General features: G+C 72.9%; 15 protein-coding genes and 1 pseudogene. 8 read left to right on the plus strand and 8 right to left on the minus strand.

The features are described from left to right. Nucleotides 1-145 precede the first annotated feature (145 nt). Genes ABZ621_RS31605 through ABZ621_RS31620 form a run of 4 tightly spaced genes read right to left on the minus strand, consistent with a single transcriptional unit; the run spans nucleotide 146 to nucleotide 3,898 of the window. Nucleotides 146-1,402: an ABC transporter permease gene (locus tag ABZ621_RS31605; protein WP_360609873.1), complete on the minus strand. Its 1,257-nt coding sequence runs from the start codon at nucleotides 1,400-1,402 to the stop codon at nucleotides 146-148. Next, nucleotides 1,402-2,247 (minus strand): ATP-binding cassette domain-containing protein, encoded by an 846-nt coding sequence (locus tag ABZ621_RS31610; RefSeq protein WP_360609874.1) that lies wholly within the window; start codon nucleotides 2,245-2,247, stop codon nucleotides 1,402-1,404. The genes ABZ621_RS31605 and ABZ621_RS31610 overlap by 1 nt, the downstream gene beginning before the upstream one ends. Then, nucleotides 2,247-3,404, minus strand: coding sequence for a peptidoglycan-binding protein (locus tag ABZ621_RS31615; RefSeq protein ID WP_360609875.1), 1,158 nt, complete (start codon nucleotides 3,402-3,404; stop codon nucleotides 2,247-2,249). Before ABZ621_RS31615 ends, ABZ621_RS31610 begins: the two co-directional genes overlap by 1 nt. Next, the gene (locus ABZ621_RS31620; RefSeq protein WP_360609876.1) at nucleotides 3,401-3,898 is read right to left on the minus strand and encodes a hypothetical protein; all 498 of its coding nucleotides are present in this window, start codon (nucleotides 3,896-3,898) and stop codon (nucleotides 3,401-3,403) included. Before ABZ621_RS31620 ends, ABZ621_RS31615 begins: the two co-directional genes overlap by 4 nt. Nucleotides 3,899-3,987: 89 nt before the next feature. On the opposite strand from ABZ621_RS31620, the gene ABZ621_RS31625 reads away from it, so the two are divergent. Both ABZ621_RS31625 and ABZ621_RS31630 read left to right on the plus strand, forming a co-directional pair. Next, nucleotides 3,988-4,647, plus strand: coding sequence for a response regulator transcription factor (locus ABZ621_RS31625; protein ID WP_360609877.1), 660 nt, complete (start codon nucleotides 3,988-3,990; stop codon nucleotides 4,645-4,647). An 80-nt stretch (nucleotides 4,648-4,727) separates the two neighbouring features. After that, a complete protein-coding gene (locus ABZ621_RS31630; protein WP_360609878.1) occupies nucleotides 4,728-5,960 on the plus strand; it encodes an ATP-binding protein in 1,233 nt (410 codons plus the stop codon). A 97-nt stretch (nucleotides 5,961-6,057) separates the two neighbouring features. Here the strand turns inward: ABZ621_RS31630 and ABZ621_RS31635 are convergent, their stop codons facing one another. Beyond that, nucleotides 6,058-6,639, minus strand: coding sequence for an Imm21 family immunity protein (locus tag ABZ621_RS31635; protein WP_360609879.1), 582 nt, complete (start codon nucleotides 6,637-6,639; stop codon nucleotides 6,058-6,060). A gap of 668 nt (nucleotides 6,640-7,307) precedes the next feature. Between ABZ621_RS31635 and ABZ621_RS31640 the strand changes: the two genes are divergently transcribed. Further along, nucleotides 7,308-8,606: a GDSL-type esterase/lipase family protein gene (locus ABZ621_RS31640; RefSeq protein ID WP_360609880.1), complete on the plus strand. Its 1,299-nt coding sequence runs from the start codon at nucleotides 7,308-7,310 to the stop codon at nucleotides 8,604-8,606. 285 nt (nucleotides 8,607-8,891) lie between these two features. Here ABZ621_RS31640 and ABZ621_RS31645 read toward each other — a convergent pair whose 3' ends face one another. Further along, the gene (locus ABZ621_RS31645; RefSeq protein ID WP_360609881.1) at nucleotides 8,892-9,698 is read right to left on the minus strand and encodes a hypothetical protein; all 807 of its coding nucleotides are present in this window, start codon (nucleotides 9,696-9,698) and stop codon (nucleotides 8,892-8,894) included. Nucleotides 9,699-9,912: 214 nt separating this feature from the next. Here ABZ621_RS31645 and ABZ621_RS31650 point away from each other — a divergent pair, with 214 nt between their 5' ends. Beyond that, entirely contained in the window at nucleotides 9,913-10,599 is a 687-nt protein-coding gene (locus ABZ621_RS31650; RefSeq protein WP_360609882.1) for a hypothetical protein, read from the plus strand. A gap of 117 nt (nucleotides 10,600-10,716) precedes the next feature. After that, entirely contained in the window at nucleotides 10,717-11,670 is a 954-nt protein-coding gene (locus ABZ621_RS31655) for a nucleoside hydrolase (RefSeq protein ID WP_360609883.1), read from the plus strand. Between the two features lie 38 nt (nucleotides 11,671-11,708). On the opposite strand, the gene ABZ621_RS31660 is transcribed toward ABZ621_RS31655, so the two are convergent. Next, the gene (locus ABZ621_RS31660) at nucleotides 11,709-13,298 is read right to left on the minus strand and encodes a hypothetical protein (protein ID WP_360609884.1); all 1,590 of its coding nucleotides are present in this window, start codon (nucleotides 13,296-13,298) and stop codon (nucleotides 11,709-11,711) included. A 353-nt stretch (nucleotides 13,299-13,651) separates the two neighbouring features. On the opposite strand from ABZ621_RS31660, the pseudogene ABZ621_RS31665 reads away from it, so the two are divergent. From ABZ621_RS31665 to ABZ621_RS31675, 3 genes and pseudogenes are all read left to right on the plus strand, one after another. Next, nucleotides 13,652-14,027: pseudogene (locus ABZ621_RS31665) on the plus strand (SMI1/KNR4 family protein); the annotation flags it as partial. A gap of 319 nt (nucleotides 14,028-14,346) precedes the next feature. After that, nucleotides 14,347-15,411 (plus strand): helix-turn-helix transcriptional regulator, encoded by a 1,065-nt coding sequence (locus ABZ621_RS31670; protein WP_360609885.1) that lies wholly within the window; start codon nucleotides 14,347-14,349, stop codon nucleotides 15,409-15,411. Between the two features lie 319 nt (nucleotides 15,412-15,730). Beyond that, nucleotides 15,731-16,126 (plus strand): hypothetical protein, encoded by a 396-nt coding sequence (locus ABZ621_RS31675; RefSeq protein WP_360609886.1) that lies wholly within the window; start codon nucleotides 15,731-15,733, stop codon nucleotides 16,124-16,126. 346 nt (nucleotides 16,127-16,472) lie between these two features. Here the strand turns inward: ABZ621_RS31675 and ABZ621_RS31680 are convergent, their stop codons facing one another. Beyond that, a complete protein-coding gene (locus ABZ621_RS31680) occupies nucleotides 16,473-16,682 on the minus strand; it encodes a ferredoxin (RefSeq protein ID WP_360609887.1) in 210 nt (69 codons plus the stop codon). Nucleotides 16,683-16,703 lie beyond the last annotated feature (21 nt).

A 16,703-nucleotide genomic window follows, 5' to 3' on the forward strand; every position in this document is an offset into this window, starting at 1 on the left:
CGCCGGACCGTCCCTTCCGGCGGACCGTCCCTTCCGGCGGACCATCCTCGCTCCGGCCTACCGTCCTCCTGGCACCGGCACCGGCACGCGACCCGCGCCGGCTCGGCGTTCGCGCGCCGGGACGGCGCGGGCCGTCGGTCGTCCGCTACGCCGACGCCAGGGCCAGCGTCGGCGACTGGCGGGCGGCGCGGACCGCCGGGTACAGGCCGGCCACCGTGCCGATCGCGAGCGTCGCGGCGAAGCCGGCTCCGGCCGCCCAGGGCGGGACGACCCAGGGAAGTCCTCCGGCGGAGGCGTACACGGCCGTCGCCGCCGCGCCCAGGGCCACCCCGGCGATGCCGCCGAGGCCCGAGAGCATCAGGGACTCCGTGACGAACTGGACGCGGATCTGGCCCCGCGTCGCGCCGAGCGAGCGGCGCAGTCCGATCTCGTGCCGCCGCTCCAGGACCGAGATGATCATGGTGTTGGCGACCCCGACGCCCCCCACCAGCAGGGCGATCCCTCCCAGGCCCAGGAGCAGGGTGGAGAACGCCCCCTCCGTCGCCGCCTTCGCCTTGAGCGCCTCGGAGGGGTCGCTCACGGCGACGTTCTGCGGGTTCTGCGGGTCGATCGTCGGGGCGAGCAGCCGCTGGACCTGCCCGACGGAGGCGTCCGTGGACCGCTCGTACACCGAGGTGGGATGGCCGTCGAAGCCCAGCAGCCGCTGCGCCGCGTCCCAGCCGACGAGGGCGGAGCGCTCGATCTCGGGGGCGAGCGGCAGCGGGTCGAGGATGCCGACGACGGTGAAGTACCGGTCGTCGATCCAGACCTGACGCCCCGGCCGGTCGATGCCGAGCCGTTCCGCGGCGACGTGCCCGAGGACGACGGAGGGGTAGCGGCCGGTGGCGGCGTTCAGCCGGCTGCCGGAGGCCAGGGTGCCGCGCAGCACGTCGAGCAGCCCCTCCGTCGCCGCCTTCACCGCGATGCCGCCCGTCTCCTCCTCCGGGATCAGCCGCGAGCGGCGCACCGAGTGCCTGAGGTCCCCGGTCGCGCCGGCCTCCTCCACGCCCTCGATGCGGCCGACCATCCCGACGGCGTCCTTGGGCAGTTTCACCTCCTGACCGCTGAACATCCCCTCGCCGGGCTTGGCGACCAGCATGTTCGTGCCCAGCGCGTCGAGCCGCTGGAGCAACTGCGCCTGGCTGGAGGCCGAGATGCCGACGACCGCGATCATGGTCGCGATGCCGATGGCGATCCCGAGCGCCGACAGCACCACCCGTACGGGCCGGCTGCGCAGCCCCGCCGAGCCGACGTGCAGCACGTCGCGGGGGCCGAGGCGGCGGGCCCTGAGCACGGCGGCCCGCCGGTCGCCCGTCTGCCGCGCGGCCGCCGGGGGCGCTGTGCGTTTGCGTCTGCCGGGCATCAGAGCACGACCTTTCCCCGGGTCGAGTCCGCGACGACCCGGCCGTCGCGGATCCGGACCTGCCTCGGGAGCCGCTGTGCGATGTCGGTGTCGTGGGTGATGACCGCGATCGTGGCGCCCTCGTCGTTCAGGGCGCGCAGCAGCTCCATGACGGCCTTGCCGGACGCCGTGTCCAGCGCGCCGGTGGGTTCGTCGGCGAGGAGCAGGTCGGGCTGCCCGACGAGGGCGCGGGCGATGGCGACGCGCTGCTTCTGACCGCCCGACAGCTCGTGCGGCCGGTGCCTCATCCGGTCGGCGAGGCCGACCCGGGCCAGTGCCCCGGCGGCCAGCGCCCGGCGCCGGGACCGGGGCAGGCCGGAGTAGAGCAGCCCCTCGGCGACGTTCTCGACGGCACTGAGTCCCGGGGCCAGGTGGAAGGCCTGGAAGACGAAGCCGATGTGGCGGGCGCGCAGGGCCGAGAGGCGGCGGTCGGTGAGCCTCGCGACGTCGTGGCCGGCGATCGCGACCGTTCCCGAGGTGGGGCGGTCGAGGGTGCCGACGATGTGGAGCAGGGTCGACTTGCCGGAGCCCGAGGGGCCGACGATGCCGACGAGTTCGCCCGCGCCGATGGTGAGGTCGACGCCGTCGAGCGCGCGGACGCCGCCCGCGTACTCCTTCACGACGCCGCTGAGCTCGACGACCGGCGGCCGGTCGGGGGCGCGGCCGGGGACCGCGACCAGGCCGGGGACGGGTGCGAGCTCCGGGCCGGGGACGGGTGCGAGCTCCGGGCCCGGGACCGGTGCGAGCTCCGGGCCCGGGGTGTGGCGGGGGCTCGGGCCCGCGGTGGGGTGCGGCGTGCCGGTCATCAGGACGGCACCCCGACCTTCATGCCCTCGCGCAGTCCCGGGCCGCTGATCTCGACCCGGCCCTGCGCGAACATGCCGAGCTCGACCCGGACGTCCCGGGAGGCGCCGTTCTCGACCACCTGGACGCCGAACCCGCCGTCGGGCAGGGCGAGCAGGGCGTTGACCGGCACGGAGAGGACGTCCCTGCGGGTCTCGCCGACGAGTTCGACGGTGACCGGGGACTGGTCGACGCCCTTGACGGCGGCCGGGTCGTCGAAGGAGACCGTGATGTCGATCTTGGGGGTACGGTCCTGGGGGTCGTCACCTGCCGTCGCCGTCCTGCCGACCGCCGTCACCTTCCCCGGCAGCCGCGTCCCGTCCGGAAGCGTGACCCCGACGCGCGTCCCCGTCTTCGCCGAACCGGCCTCGGAGGCGGCGACCCGGAAGGAGACGACCCGCTCGGAGCCCGTCACGGTGAGGACGGGGGAGCCCGCCGTGACCCGGTCACCGGGGGCGATCCGTCCCCCGCCGCCGGAGTCCGCGCCGGATCCGGAGCCGGCCTCCTTGACCCGTACCGCGCTGCCCGCGAAGGCGATCAGGTCCGGTCCGACGGTGCCGGTCCGCTTCACGCCGTGGGACTTCTGCCAGCGCTTGACCGCCGCGGCCGTCTTCGCCGTGTACTCCTCGTCGACGTCGAAGCCGGTGTATCCGAGGGCGGCGAGGTTCTCCTCCAGTTGCCGTACGTCCCTGCCCTCGTCGCCCGTCTTCAGGGTCCGGTACATGGGCTCGTCGCCGTACATCAGCCGCACGGCCGCGCCGTCGACCTCGTAGAGCCGTTCGTCCCGGGACACGACCGAGCCGACGGGGGCCAGCCAGGTGAGCGTGCCGCCGGGGCCGCCCGCGTTGATCTTCCGCTCCCCGAGGTGACCGAGGGTTCCGTCCTGCTGCGAGCTGTCCGCCAGGTCTCCCCTGGTGATCGGGGCCGTCGCGGACGGCAGTCCCTTGGAGTCCGCGGGCCCGGACGGCGACTCCCGCGGGACGGTCAGCGCGGTGACGGCCACCCCGCCGCCCGCAAGGGCGACGATCGCGAGGAGCGCGAACCCGAGGCGCCGCCGCCCGAGGGGCCGCCGCTCGCCGGTCCGCGCGTCGTCCGCCGGGCCGGTCATCGGGCCGCTCATCGGGCCACGCCTTCGCAGGCCTTCATCGCCTTCTCGAACTTCTGCTTCTCCGCGCCCTGCGGTATCGGCAGGGCCTGCTGCGCGCCCCCGTCGAACTTCGGGTCGGGCATGTTGAAGCCGTTCTCCCGCATGCACTTCGCGTACGCGAGCGCCCTGTCCTTGTCGGCCTGCGTCGGCTCCTTGCCGAATCCGCTGCCGCCGGCCTTGTCCGCGCAGGCCTTGAACGCCTTCTCCATCTTCTCCTTCGACATTCCGTCGCCGCCGATGGTGAGCCCGACGCCCTCCTCGCCCGGCTTGGGCTCGGGGACGTCGAGGCCCTGCTCGCGCAGGCACGTGCGGTGCTCGAAGGCCTGGTCGGCCTTCTTCCCCTCCTCGCTCGCGCTCCCGGAGTCCTTCGCGCCGGTGTCGGAACCGGAGCACGCGGTGGCGAGGAGGGCGAGGGCCGCGGCCAGACAGGGGGCGGCGGCCGTACGGATGATCCGTCGAATCGTCATGCCGCAGAGGCTGCCGCGAAGGGATGTTTCGCTTCTCTCAACGGTTTCGTTTACACCGCCGAAAGGTCCCCTTCGGATACACAGGGGCCATGCGCGTACTGGTGGTGGAGGACGAGGCGTTCCTCGCGGAGATGATCGCGGAGGGGCTGCGCCGCGACGCGATAGCCGTGGACATCGCGGCCGACGGCCTGGAAGCCCTGCGGAAGATGCGGCTGGGAGAGTACGACGTCCTCGTCCTGGACCGGGACCTGCCCGGGATGCACGGCGACGACGTGTGCCGCCGGGTGGTCGAGCAGCGGCTGATGACCCGGGTCCTGATGCTGACGGCGGCGGGCACGGTACGGGACCGGGTCGAGGGCCTCGGCATGGGCGCCGACGACTACCTGACCAAGCCCTTCGCCTACGACGAGCTCCTCGCGCGCGTCCTGGCCCTGGGCCGGCGCGCGAGGCCCGCGCTCCCGCCCGTCCTCGCCCGGCGCGGGATCGTCCTGGACACCGCCCGCCGCCAGGCCGACCGGGACGGACGGCACCTGCACCTGTCGCCCAAGGAGTTCGGCGTCCTGGAGGCGCTGCTGCGCGCCGAGGGCGCCGTGGTCAGCGGCGAGGACCTGATCGAGCAGGTCTGGGAGGAGCACACCAGCTACCGCACCAACGCGGTACGGGTCACCCTCAGCAAGCTGCGGGCCAAGCTCGGCGATCCGCCGGTGGTGGAGACGGTCCCCGGCTCCGGCTACCGGATCGCGTCGTGAGGGGCCTCCGCCGCGGGGCCTCGCCGCGCCCCTCCGCGCCGCGATCCTCCGCGCCGCGATCCTCCGCTGCGCACCGGACGGTGGAGGCCGGCGCGCGGCGCGGCCGCACGCTGCCGCCGAACGGCGAACGGGTCCGGCTGACGGCCCTCTACACCGTGCTGCTCGTGGTCGCCGGAGTCCTGCTCTCGGGGGTCGTGTACCTGCTCGTCCAGCAGGGCATGTACTCGTCGATCAGCATGGCGGTCACCACCGCGGTCCCGGCCCAGCGGCTGGAGGACCTGCCGTCGCCCTGGGCGACCGCCGGACCCACCCGGGCCCAGCCCGCGAGCCCCGCACCGAACGCCACCAGTGTCGTGCCCGGCGAGGCGCTGGCGCTCACGCGCACGGTCAGCGACGCTGCCGGGTCCGCCGCCCTGGACCGGCTCCTCACCGTCTCCGTCCTCGTCCTCGTCTGCTACGCGGTCGCGTCGGTCGCGGTCGCGTGGTGGACGGCGGGCCGGGTCCTGCGACCGATCGCCGTGATCACCGACACGGCACGGCGGCTCTCCGGCGAGAACCTCCACGAGCGGATCGCGCTGGACGGGCCGCCCGGCGAGCTGAAGCGGCTCGCCGACACCTTCGACGGCATGCTCGGCCGCATGGAGCGGCTGGTCTCCGCCCAGCAGCGGTTCGCGGCGAACGCGGCGCACGAACTCCGCACCCCGCTCGCCGTCCAGCGCGCGGCGGCCGAGATCGGCCTCGCCGGCGATCCGTCCCCGGAGCGGGTGGCGCGCATCCGGGCGAAGCTCATCGAGGTCGCCGACGACAGCGAGCGGATCATCGAGGGGCTGCTCCTCCTCGCCACCTCCGAACAGGGCCTCAAGGAGCGCCGCCCGGTCGCGGTGGACGAACTCGCCCGGCAGGCGGCGGCCGCGCTCGCCGACGAGGCGGCCGAACGCGACGTCCGTGTCACGGTGCGGGCCCTGCCGCTGACCGTCGAGGGCGACCCGGTCCTCCTGGAGCGGCTGCTGCACAACCTGATCGCGAACGCGGTACGCCACAACGTCCCCGGCGGGCGCGTCGACGTCCGTACCGGCACCGGCGCCGACACCGGCATCGAGGTGACCAACACCGGGCCGGTCGTGCCCGCCGAGACGGTCCCGCTGCTCTTCGAGCCCTTCCGCCGCCTCAACGCACGCACCCACGCGCCCGGGGAGGGCGCCGGACTGGGCCTGCCGATCGTCGACGCCATCGCCCGCGCCCACGGCGCCGAGGCGACGGCGACTCCCAACCCGGGAGAGGCGGGCGGTCTGACGGTCCGGGTGACGTTCTAGGCCGGTGGGACCTGGTGACGGGCGATGGGGTCATCCCCGCACGGGCAGGGAGCAGACCTCCTGACCGGCACCTCTTCCCGGTGACAGGGACAGGCCATCAGCTCTGTGACCAGGGAAGAAGTTGGACCAGACCCACCGAGGTTTCCTCGTTCGCCGAGGTGTGGACGGCGCGGACCGTCCAGCGGCCGGGCGGTATCGGGACGGGCGCCTGCTCCGGCGGTCCGCCGCCGTCGGGGTACTCGGCGTCCAGCTCGTTCCCGGCCGTGACAGAGTCCATGAGCATGGCAGGCCCGTCCGTCTCCCAGACACCGCACTCTTCCCACTCGGTCACGGGGTCGGCGAGGACGGACCGGGCGGCGGCTACCAGATCGGCATCCGAGTCGGCTCCGAGCCAGCGGACGAAGACTCGGTGTTCCGGCAGGTAGCAGGTGGTGGCGGGTTCGTCCGCCAGGACCAGCCCCCACGCGCCGTCTCCACCGACGGCGATCACTCCCGCAAGCCCGTCCACCTCGCAGGCGCGGTCGTAGTCGTCCGGGCCGTCACCGTCACCGATGACCAGTCCCGACTCCGTGCAGCCATGCCATCCGCCCAACACGGAGACCGGTACGACGATCAGAGGACCGCCCATCGACTCCACCCATGTGAGGGGCTCTGATGAACGGCCTGCGTTGGTCTTCATAGCGCCAGTGTCTCCCCGGCCACTGACAAGGCGCTCACAAGAAGGGCCGGCTCGCACTACGCCCTCAGGGCACCAGGGCACCCAATGCGCGCGCTTCGGCGCCGAGTTCCGAGCAGTCCCCCACCGTGCAGTCCCCCTCCGCGTGGTGTTGAGGCTCCGGTCAGCAGAGGGACAGATCAGGTCCATCTGCGCGATCGCGAAGAACGAGAAGGTATCGGCGCGGCCATCGCGATGAAGGGCGGTGGAGTGCGGCACGGTGGTGAAGGCCTGATCGACGCGGTCGCGGTGGAGGGATGGATGCTCGGCGATCTGGGCGTAGGGGGCTCGGGTGCGATCCCGGCGCCTCGATGGACGCGGCAGGGGAAAGGCGCGCCGGGCTCGGTGCCTGCGAGGCCGGAAGCGAGGCCGGTGACGGTGGGGGAAGGCTCCGGTCCGCCCCCGGGAATCTGCGACGTGCGGGGCGGTCTCCACGTCGTCGGCCACGACGACGGCGGCGGCCCCCGAGTGGCACTTCGCCCGCCGCAGCGGACGGGTCACGGCCCTCCGGCCGGCTGATCAGGACATCGCGGCACGGCCTGGCCCCACCGCCGGACGGCAGGCCCCCGGCGTCTTCCCGTACACGGTCGCCCTGCGTGCCACGGGCGCCATCCACCCCGAAGGGGAACACCTTGCGCAGACGATCCGTCCTGCAGGCCGCCGGCACCCTGGCCGCCGCCCTGACCACCCCGTTCACCTGGGCCTTCGCGGCCACAGCCACCCCGCCCGTGCTGGACCGGCGGCTGGACCGGAGTTACGACGGCCGGACGTACACCGACCTTTCCGCCGGAGTCGGCGCCGTCCGCGGACTCACCGCGGGCACCGTCCTGGCCACCTTCGCCACCACGAGCCGCAACCTCTCGATGACCCTGCTCGGCGCCTCGGACCCGACGAAGCCGTCGATCGGACTCATGGTCGGCGTCAGTGGCGGCCGCCTGCAGTTCTCCGTACGCCACGGCGGGGTCGTGAAACAGAACCACCTCACCCGCACCATGTACGACGACGGTGCGCTCCACACCGTCGCGATCACCGTCTCCGAGGCCGGTTGTACGTTCCACGCCGACGGACGCCCCGTACTCACCGTCCCCCAGGCGTCCTTCTTCGGTGCGGTCCCCGGCCTCACCGCGCTCAACGTCGCCCGCACCCTCGACAGCGAGCAGCCCGGAGGCAGGTGGTTCTACACCGGCACGATCCAGCGGGTCGCCGTCTGGGACCGTGTCCTGGCCCAGCCGGAGATCGCCGCCCAGAGCGTCCGTGTCGACCTCGTCGACGCCGGCCGGCTCTCGATGATCCTCAACTCCGACAGGCCTGCCGTCTGGTTGACCACGGGGGACAGCATCACCCATGGCGCCTTGTGGACCAACGGCTGGCGCAGCTATCCCGAGCACTTCCAGGAGCGGGTGCGCTGGGAACTCGGCAGGCCGAAGAACAGCGATTTCGTCATCGACACCGGCGTCAGCGGCAGCACCACGAACGACCTCCTGGCGAAGTTCGCCGACCGGGTCGGCGCGTTCCGCCCCCGCGTCGTGTCGATCATGCTCGGAACGAACGACGCCGCCACCGCGGCCATCGGGCCCTCCGTCTTCCGGGCCAACCTGCGCAAGCTGGTGACGAACGTCCGGGCACTGCCCGACGGGGCGATCCCCCTGCTCCAGACCCCCAACCCGGTCGACGCCGGCCGCTGGACCGACCGGGCGTCCCTCGGCGACTACGCCCGGATCACCCGGGAGGTCGCGGCCGAACTGAACGTCGTCCTCGTCGACCATCACGCGCACTGGCTGAAATCCAACGGCGGGGCGGTGCCCCTCTCCCTCCTCGGCGACGGACTCCATCCGAACGAGCGCGGCCACCTCATGATGGCCAAGAAGATGATCAAGGACCTGCGGATCCACGACCCCGCCAGCCGTGTGTGCGGCCTGACGATCCCCTGACGCGCGCTCACCCTGCCCTGCGCAGCGGGCACCCCCGCCCCAGGAAACCTTCCTCGGCCCAGCGGAACCTTGTGCGATGGCCCGCCGCAGGGCGAAGCCCGCGCGCTCCCGCCACCGCTCCCGTGTGCCGTTCCGTTCCAGCCGGTACCGGCGCCGGGACAGCAACACGCTGTCCCCGTACGGATCCATCGACACCCCCTTCGCCGCGCACCGAACAGCGGCACCCCGCCGCGACAGGCCGCGCTGCCGCCTCCCGGTGCCCGGCGGCGGCAGGCCCGGCGCCCCTCACCCGCGCGACTCGTACAGGGTGGCGTGGAAGCGTCCGGACGTCTCGCGGTCGGCGGGGTCGAGGCCGAGGGCGCGTACGGCCTCGATGGCGTACCGCCGCTCCCGCTCGTCGGTGAAGAGCCGCTGCGGGTAGCTGCGGGACGCGTCGGCGACCGTTCGAAGGCCGTGCGCGGCCAGAAGCGCGGCGATCGGAGCGTACGAGACGGTTCGCAGGACGAACGCGCTCACCCACACGGGCCTCTCGGCCTGCGGAAGCAGCGTACGGAAGGTGTTCCGGGTGACGTAACTGCCCCCGCCGGTCAGGGTGACGAGTCCGACGCCCGCCATCGCGTTCCGCAGCGGCGCACTCGGCTCGTCCGTCTCCAGATTCTCGTTGTACGCGCCGTCGAGCAGCCCCACCGCGACCGCGTATTCCGTGGCCGCCGAGGCGATGTCGAGCCCGATGATCCGGTACGCGCCGTCCCGCCGCCGGGAGGCGTAGAAGTCCTTGTCCGCCTCCACGAGTTCGGCGGTGGTCAGTCGGCGCGTCCCGGGTCCGGTGTAGCGCGCGTACAGCTCCGCGAGGGTGACGTCGTGGTTGAGGAGCGCGGCGTTGATCCCGTACGAGCAGCACAGGTCGAGCACGGCCGCCGCCTGCCGGATCCCGTCGTCCAGCGCGGCCCGCGCGGCGGCCGCCCGCCTGAACGCGGCCTGCCCGTGATGCGGGATCTCGTACGCGAGAGGCGCGAGGCGCCGGAAGTACGCCCGGGGATCCGGCTGATCGTAGATGTCGTCGAAACGCGCCTTGCCCGTGCTGGTCTCCATCGTCGGATACTGCCCCCACCCGCCCCTCCTCCACTCCTGAGCACCGGGGGCGCACGGTCGCAACACGGGCTCACCCGGGGGTCGCCCGGACCTGCGGGCTGTTCTGGCGTACCACGGGTCGCGACGTTCGGCCGTTCGGCTCCCTGGGGGCGTGCGAGGAGCCGGGAACGGGGAGGCAGGTGAGACCTGTCGCCGCCCGCCCCGGAGCCCTTCTGTGTCCCCCTTCCTCGACGCCGACGTCCTCACCCGCCTCGGGCCCGGCAGTGCCGGCCGGTTCGCGCGGGACGGCTACCTCGCCCTCCCCGGACTGCTGACCGGCGACGGGCTCGCCGCGCTGGGACGGGAGGCCGCCGGCCTGGAGGCCATGGCGCGGCGCCGCGACTTCGCGATGGCGTGCATGGACGACTCGCCCCGCCACATGACGACCCTCGGCGGCCACGTCATCAGCGGGACATCCGAGCTGATCCCCTCGCTGTACCGGGACCGGAACCTCATCGGCTTGGTGGGACAGGTGGCCGGCGAGCCCGTCATCGAGGTCGAGGACCCCGTCGAGCGGCACGTGCTGAACATCCTGCACCGCGCCGGCGACACCCACGGCGCCCACACGGACGACCACCCGTACGCCCTCGTCCTCTTCCTCGAAGCGCCGGAGGACCCCGCAGACGGCGGACTGGTCCACTTCCTGCCCCGGGCCACGTCCCTGCGGAACCTGGACCACGGCCACGCCCGCACGGCCCACCACCACGCCGGAGACGCATACCTGCTCCGCAGCGACACCACCGCGCACCGCGTCACACCCCTGGCTCGCCCGGGCCTGCGTCGGACCGTGCTGAACTTCGCCTACACGACCCCGGCGGCCCGACCCCGCCGGACGCCTTCGGCCACCGACCTCTACGGGTGACGCGAGGCGTTCACGCCACGCGCCCGCCGTCGCCCCTCCCCCGGACGGGGGTGTTCCGTCTTTCGGCCCGACCAAGGCACTGCCCCGGGGCGGGGCCGGATGTGGGACGGTGGGGACATGCCGGTTCCCGTGATTCTCGACTGCGATCCCGGTCACGACGACGCGTTCAACATCCTCCTCGCCGCCGCCCATCCCGCGGTCGAGCTCCTCGCCATCACCACCGTCGCGGGCAACCAGACGGTGGAGAAGACCACGCTCAACGCCCGGCGGGTGTGCGCGGCGGCCGGGATCCGGGGTGTGCCGATCGCCGCGGGCCGCGCCCGGCCGCTGCGCGGACCGGGCCGGGTCGCCGAGGACATCCACGGCGCCTCGGGCCTCGACGGCCCCGGTTTCGGCACGGCCGAGCCGGACGTGCCGCAGGACCCGCGCGACGCGCTCACCGTGCTGCGGGACGTCCTTCTGGCACACCCGGAGCCGGTGACGCTCGTGCCGACCGGGCCGCTCACCAACATCGCGGTGCTGTTGCTCGCGCATCCCGAACTCGCCGCCCGCATCCGGGGGATCGTGCTCATGGGCGGATCGACGGACCGGGGCAACACCACACCCGCGGCCGAGTTCAACATCCTGTGCGACCCGGAGGCGGCCGACATCGTCTTCCGCAGCGGGCTGCCGGTGACGATGTTCGGCCTCAACGCGACCCACCAGGTGCGGGCCACCCCCGAGGTGGTCGCCCGGATCGCCGCCCTCGGCACCCCGCTCAGCCGGCTCTGCGTCGAACTGCTCACCTACTTCGCCTCCACCTATCGCGAGGTGTTCGGCTTCGACGCGCCCCCGCTGCACGATCCGCTCACGGTCGCCCACCTGATCGACCCGGCGCTGGCCGGTGTCGTCCGGGCGGCGGTGACGGTGGAGCTGAACGGGACGTACACCCGGGGCGCGACGGTGGTGGACCTGCACGGGGTGACGGGCCTGCCGGCCGGCGTCGACGTCGCGACCGACATCGACGCGGACCGGTTCTGGGACCTGATCGTGGACGCCGTACGCACGCTCGGCGGGCCCGCCGGATCCTGAACCCGGACCCTCGGCCCCCCGGGCTCCCGGACCCCGGACTACGGCTGGGCGTCGAGCCAGCTCAGCTTGTGCCCGTAGAGCACCCGCTGGCAGTAGTCGGTGCCCACCGGATCGGCGGCGTCCCGGTTCGCGGTGCAGTCGGACGCCGACCCCGGGCGGTGTTCGGAGAGGGACCACAGGCGGCCGGTGCCGCGCTCCAGATAGAGGTCCTCGGCGCCCCGGGCGGTCTTGACGGCCTGGCCGTCCTGGACCAGCTGACCGTTGCTCCACTGGTAGCGCCAGAGGTTGCCGGGTTCGTCCGTGCCCTTGGACTCGTTGACGTACAGCGTGCCGCCGTTCGCCGTCGCTCCCTGCGCGCCGCCGCCGGCCAGGGGCAGGTAGTTGGCCCAGCCCTCCGCGGGCACGTCGGCGGAGCGTCCCTCCAGGGCCGCGACGGGGTACGAGGCGAGGCGCCCGGTGGACGGGTAGCCGGTCTGCGGACGGCAGTACTCGCCCATCAGCAGCCGGTCCGGCGTGGTGCTGCGGTCGAGCGAGATGTACGACGCCTTCGGGGCGCCGGTCGAGACGCAGGCGTAGGAGCCCTTGGGGTTGCTCTGGGTCGCCTTGAACTTCCAGGCGGCGACCTGCGGCATCACATAGCGGTAGCCGAAGCTGTACCAGACGTTGTTGTGCCGGCCGACCTTCGTCTTGTCCTGGACGTTGGCGGTCGTCTGCACGCCGTCGGTGTCCGTGCCCATCGCGTCGTGCGTGGTGGGGTCGCCGTCCGGGTCCAGGTCCATGATGGTGCGCATGTCGAAGACGCGCAGGCCGTTGCGGGTGTCGGCGACGTAGAGGTAGTTGCCGTACCAGACGATCCCGCCGGCGTGGACGCCCTTCTGGATCGGGTACTCGGCGGCGTGCAGCCCGTCGAAGGAGACGTGGTCGGCGGAGTTCACGTACGTCCAGCCCAGCAGGACGTGCCGGTACTTGGTCTCGGGGTTGCCGGTGGCCGGGTTGGTCCGGCTCTGGACGAAGGTGATCCGGACGCCCTTCTGGCCGCAGGCGTCGTCGGCGGCCAGCTCGGCGGCGGTGCAGTCGCCCGTCGCCGGGTCCGGGTCGGTCTCGCGGCCCGGGTCCCAGCCGTCGTACGAGGCGAAGAGCTGGATGTTCCCGGCCTCCCCCCACAGTTCGTTGTCCTTGGCGTCGGAGACGCCGGTGATGCCCTGGGGCACCCACTCGCGCGAGACGGAGTCGTCGCTCTGGAGGCAGTACTTGACGTCGGGGTCGGGTGCGGTGCCGAACGGGTCACGGGAGCACCACGGTTCGGCCGTGCGGTTGGCCCCGGCGAGGAGGTTCTGCACGCCCGACTTGGGCAGGACGGCGTCCAGCCGGGCGACGCGGGAGGTGGTCTCGGCGTTCAGCGCGCCGGGCGACAGCGTGAAGTCGCCCGGCGAGGCCGCGCCGCCGGGCGAGGTCCAGGCGGTGGCCGCGAACGGCACGGGCGCGGCCTCTGCCGTGAGGGGCTCCTGGATGGTGGGGTCCGTGACGGGCGCGTCCTCGGCCTGGGCGGGGGCCGCCAGGCCGGTGAACGCGAGCGAGGCCGCGACGGCGGCGGTGAACCACGCGCGGCGTATTCGCCTTGAGGGCATGTGAAGGTGCCTCCGTGCTCATGTGCGGGACAAGTGACAAGGAGGCTTCCAGAACGCCGGAGCAACTCGCAAACCTGATCGACAGGGCGTCAGGGACTTCCTGGCGAGGTGTAATTGGTGACGCTTCGGGAGGCTTTACGACCCCTGGGGCCGTGGGCGCGGACGTTCACGGGAGGCCCGAACCCCCACGAACCGGTACAGGACCTTCCCCTGATCCGCACATGATCCCCACAGTGGACGCAGCCTCGACCGGTGTGCGGAGTCCCAGACCGCGCTCTTGGCAGAGGCACTCCAGGCCCTCGGGTGGGTTTCCGCCGAACCGATCGGTACTCTCCCGGAGACGAGAGAAGCACATCGTCCTGCCTGCGGCCTGCCGCGCGTTTCTCATCGAGCTCGGGGGCAGCGGCGCCGGCCCCTTCTACGGTCGCCTGCCGCTGGAGGAGTGCAGACTGTTCACGATGAACCGGAAGCCGGCGGACGGCAGCCCTCGGATGGGTTGCGGCGATCTGTGCCTGATCGCCGTGACCGGCCCCCCTCACCGGCCGTGTGGTCACGGGCAACGCGGACGGCTTCTCGCCCCCGAACGTCTCCTGCGCACCGGACTTCCTCAGCTGGTACGAACGGTGGCTCGACCACATGCGGGACGGCAAGGACAACCCCGCGCTCGGACTGACCTCACCGGCGACCATCGCGACCGCCCCTGGGGTTTCCGCGCCACAGCCTCCGTAACCGCATCACGGGATCAATCGTCGGGCCGTACGTGAGGTCGCGCTGGATTCGGGCGGCCGGACCGAGGCAGCGCACCCGGATGCGGCGCCTTGAGGTAGCAGCGGTATCGGGGCCGATTCCGCACGGATCCCGTTGCCACGGGGCACGGGGCAGGGGACACGGGGCACGGGGCAGCGCCTGTCCGCCTTCCGGCTCACCGGGGCGGCCCCGCGATCTTCGCCGGGGCGGGCTTTCCCCGTCGTCCGCGAGCGCACCGGCTTCCACGGGGTTCCCGGCCTCTCCGGGCCGCTCTCCGCACATACGGGGATAATGGTCGGATATGGGCCTCACGTTCTTCGACGACAGGCGTCTGGCGGGTGACCTCTACGCGGCGGCGCGTCAGGACACCGGCTCCGAGGAGGCCGGAGCGGGGATCTCGCGGGTGCTCGCCCCCATCGTCGCCCACGACGGCCTGAGCCTAGTGGGGACCGCCCCCGCGACCGGTCCCGGACTCGGCAGTTTCAGCTTCTGGCACGCGTACGACCCCGCGCTGGTCAGGGAGCTCGTCATGCACCGGCATCTGGGAGGCGGCCCGCAGCGTCCGGCGGTCCCGACACTCCTGCGGACCCCGGCCGTCGTCGTGGGGGCCGGGACGGACGGCCCGCCCGTGACGGACCCGCGCATACGGGAGATCCTCACCGCCCACGGGGCGAGTTCCGAGCTGCGGCTGCTGCTACGGGACCGGCGGGGCGTGTGGGGAGCGCTCGGGCTGCTCCGCTGCGCGGGTACGGCGCCGTTCGGCCAGGACGACGCCGAGCGGGCGGCTCGGCTCGTACCCGCGCTGCTGACCGCCCTGCGCCGGTACGCGACCGCCGGCCCCCTCTGCCCCGAGGTTCCGCCCCTGTCGGCGGGCGTGATCACCGTCGGCCCCGACCACCGGATCAAGGCGGTCAGCCCGCAGGCGCGGCTATGGCTGGACCAGTGGGCGGCGCACGCCATCCCCTCGTGGGTACCGGAAGCCTTCCTCCTGTCGCTCTCCCTCGTCACCCGGGCGGAAGCCCGCCGTCGGGGCGGATCGCTTCCCGTGGTGTGCGCGCCCCCGGCGGCCTGCGGCCGCTGGACCACCTGCCAGGGCCAGGTGCTCGACGCGGACGGCACGGGCGATGTCGCCCTCGTCGTCCAGGGGGCCACCTGGGACCTCGTCCTGCCGTCCCTGTGCGCGTGGTACTCCCTCACCCCCCGGGAACGCGACGTCGTCACGGAGCTCCGCACGAAGGCGTCCGTCAAGCAGATCGCCCGCCGCCTCGACCTGTCCGCGTACACGGTCAACGACCACCTCAAGGCGGTCTTCCGCAAGACGGGAGCGGACGGGCGCGACGAACTGAGCGCGGCGCTCACCCGCTGACCCTGTCGGCGCCGGGGCCGTCCCCCGGTCCGTTCAGCTGTCCTTTCGGCGTGCCGCCGTCCGTCTCGGCGTGACGCCGTCCGTCCATCCCTGACATCAGGGGGCCGCGGCGACGTGGATCCGGCCCACCATGAAAGGGAAGACCGGTACCCAGCCGGCCGGCTCGGACAGCGAGGACGGGGCGTACCCCCTCGTCGGGCCGCCGGCGCACACGGTCCGGTCCCCCGGAGATCCCCCTACGGGCATGACCCGCAGGCCATGAGGGCACGGACGTGCCGCTGCCCCGTCGGGATCCCTCCTCACCGAAAGGACCAAGGACATGTCGCACCACACTCTTCGTGAACCCGCCACCGGCGGCCCGGCAAGCGACGACAACGTGCTGCGGGCTCGGACCGAGGAAGCAAACCCGTCCGCGGGCGGGATCGCGGGCAAGGCCCTGTTCAATCCGGAGATGGCCTCCCAGTCCTTCGACATGAGGGGCCACGGCGTCTTCCAGCGGATCCTGGACGTCCCCGCTTTCAAGGGGGCTTACGCCATGGTGCTCGGCTCCGTCACCGAATACAGCCGCGCCACCGACAAGCCCGTCATGGGAGACGCGGTCGTCACCCTCCACAACCTGGTGTCCATGGACCGGGGACAGGTGGGGGTCCGCGTCGGAGTGAACTGGCACGAAGACCTCGACATCAGGGTCACGCTGCTGTGGTTCATCACCTGAACCGCCACACCTGACGGCACGGCATACCAAGGGGGTGCGGGTGACCGCGCCCCCCGCACCCGCGTACGGACACAACCCGTGGCCCCTGCCCTGGTACCCGTCCCCCGCCCGTCCAGGAGGCTTTCGCCGAGGCCGCGGCGGTGGAGTTCTCCGTGCGGGACGGACGCATCGCACCCTCCCTGGCCGCGCCGGACGTACCCGCGCGGAGGGGCCCGGCTGTCGGACGTGCAGGAACCGTCCCTGGGTGGAAGGCGGCCGTCACCCGCTGCTTCTCCGGTCGTCCCGCGGGCCCCATGCGGGCCACCTGGTTCTCCCGGGGAGGGCAACGGCGCGCCTCCGCCCTCCCTCACCGGTCCCGCGCCTGCGCCTCCCCCAGACTGATCGCCTGGACGGGACAGGCACGGGCCGCCTCGCGGACCAGGGTGCCGCCCGCTCCGTCCTCGCGGCCGGGCAGGACGGTGCCGAAGCCGTCGTCGTCCTGGGTGAAGACATCGGGAGAGACCAGGGCGCACTGGCCAGCCCCCATGCAGATGTCCGGGTCGATGGAGATGCGCACCGGTGGGGTTTCCTCTCTCGC

Source organism: Streptomyces sp. NPDC007863 (assembly GCF_040633895.1).
GTDB lineage: Bacteria > Actinomycetota > Actinomycetes > Streptomycetales > Streptomycetaceae > Streptomyces.

Bases quoted from the DNA above. Each gene is read 5' to 3' on its own strand.
- ABZ621_RS31605 (WP_360609873.1), bottom strand. From the start codon at position 1,402: ATGCCCGGCAGACGCAAACGCACAGCGCCCCCGGCGGCCGCGCGGCAG.
- ABZ621_RS31610 (WP_360609874.1), bottom strand. From the start codon at position 2,247: ATGACCGGCACGCCGCACCCCACCGCGGGCCCGAGCCCCCGCCACACC.
- ABZ621_RS31615 (WP_360609875.1), bottom strand. From the start codon at position 3,404: ATGAGCGGCCCGATGACCGGCCCGGCGGACGACGCGCGGACCGGCGAG.
- ABZ621_RS31620 (WP_360609876.1), bottom strand. From the start codon at position 3,898: ATGACGATTCGACGGATCATCCGTACGGCCGCCGCCCCCTGTCTGGCC.
- ABZ621_RS31625 (WP_360609877.1), top strand. From the start codon at position 3,988: ATGCGCGTACTGGTGGTGGAGGACGAGGCGTTCCTCGCGGAGATGATC.
- ABZ621_RS31635 (WP_360609879.1), bottom strand. From the start codon at position 6,639: ATGAAGACCAACGCAGGCCGTTCATCAGAGCCCCTCACATGGGTGGAG.
- ABZ621_RS31645 (WP_360609881.1), bottom strand. From the start codon at position 9,698: ATGGAGACCAGCACGGGCAAGGCGCGTTTCGACGACATCTACGATCAG.
- ABZ621_RS31655 (WP_360609883.1), top strand. From the start codon at position 10,717: ATGCCGGTTCCCGTGATTCTCGACTGCGATCCCGGTCACGACGACGCG.
- ABZ621_RS31660 (WP_360609884.1), bottom strand. From the start codon at position 13,298: ATGCCCTCAAGGCGAATACGCCGCGCGTGGTTCACCGCCGCCGTCGCG.
- ABZ621_RS31670 (WP_360609885.1), top strand. From the start codon at position 14,347: ATGGGCCTCACGTTCTTCGACGACAGGCGTCTGGCGGGTGACCTCTAC.
- ABZ621_RS31675 (WP_360609886.1), top strand. From the start codon at position 15,731: ATGTCGCACCACACTCTTCGTGAACCCGCCACCGGCGGCCCGGCAAGC.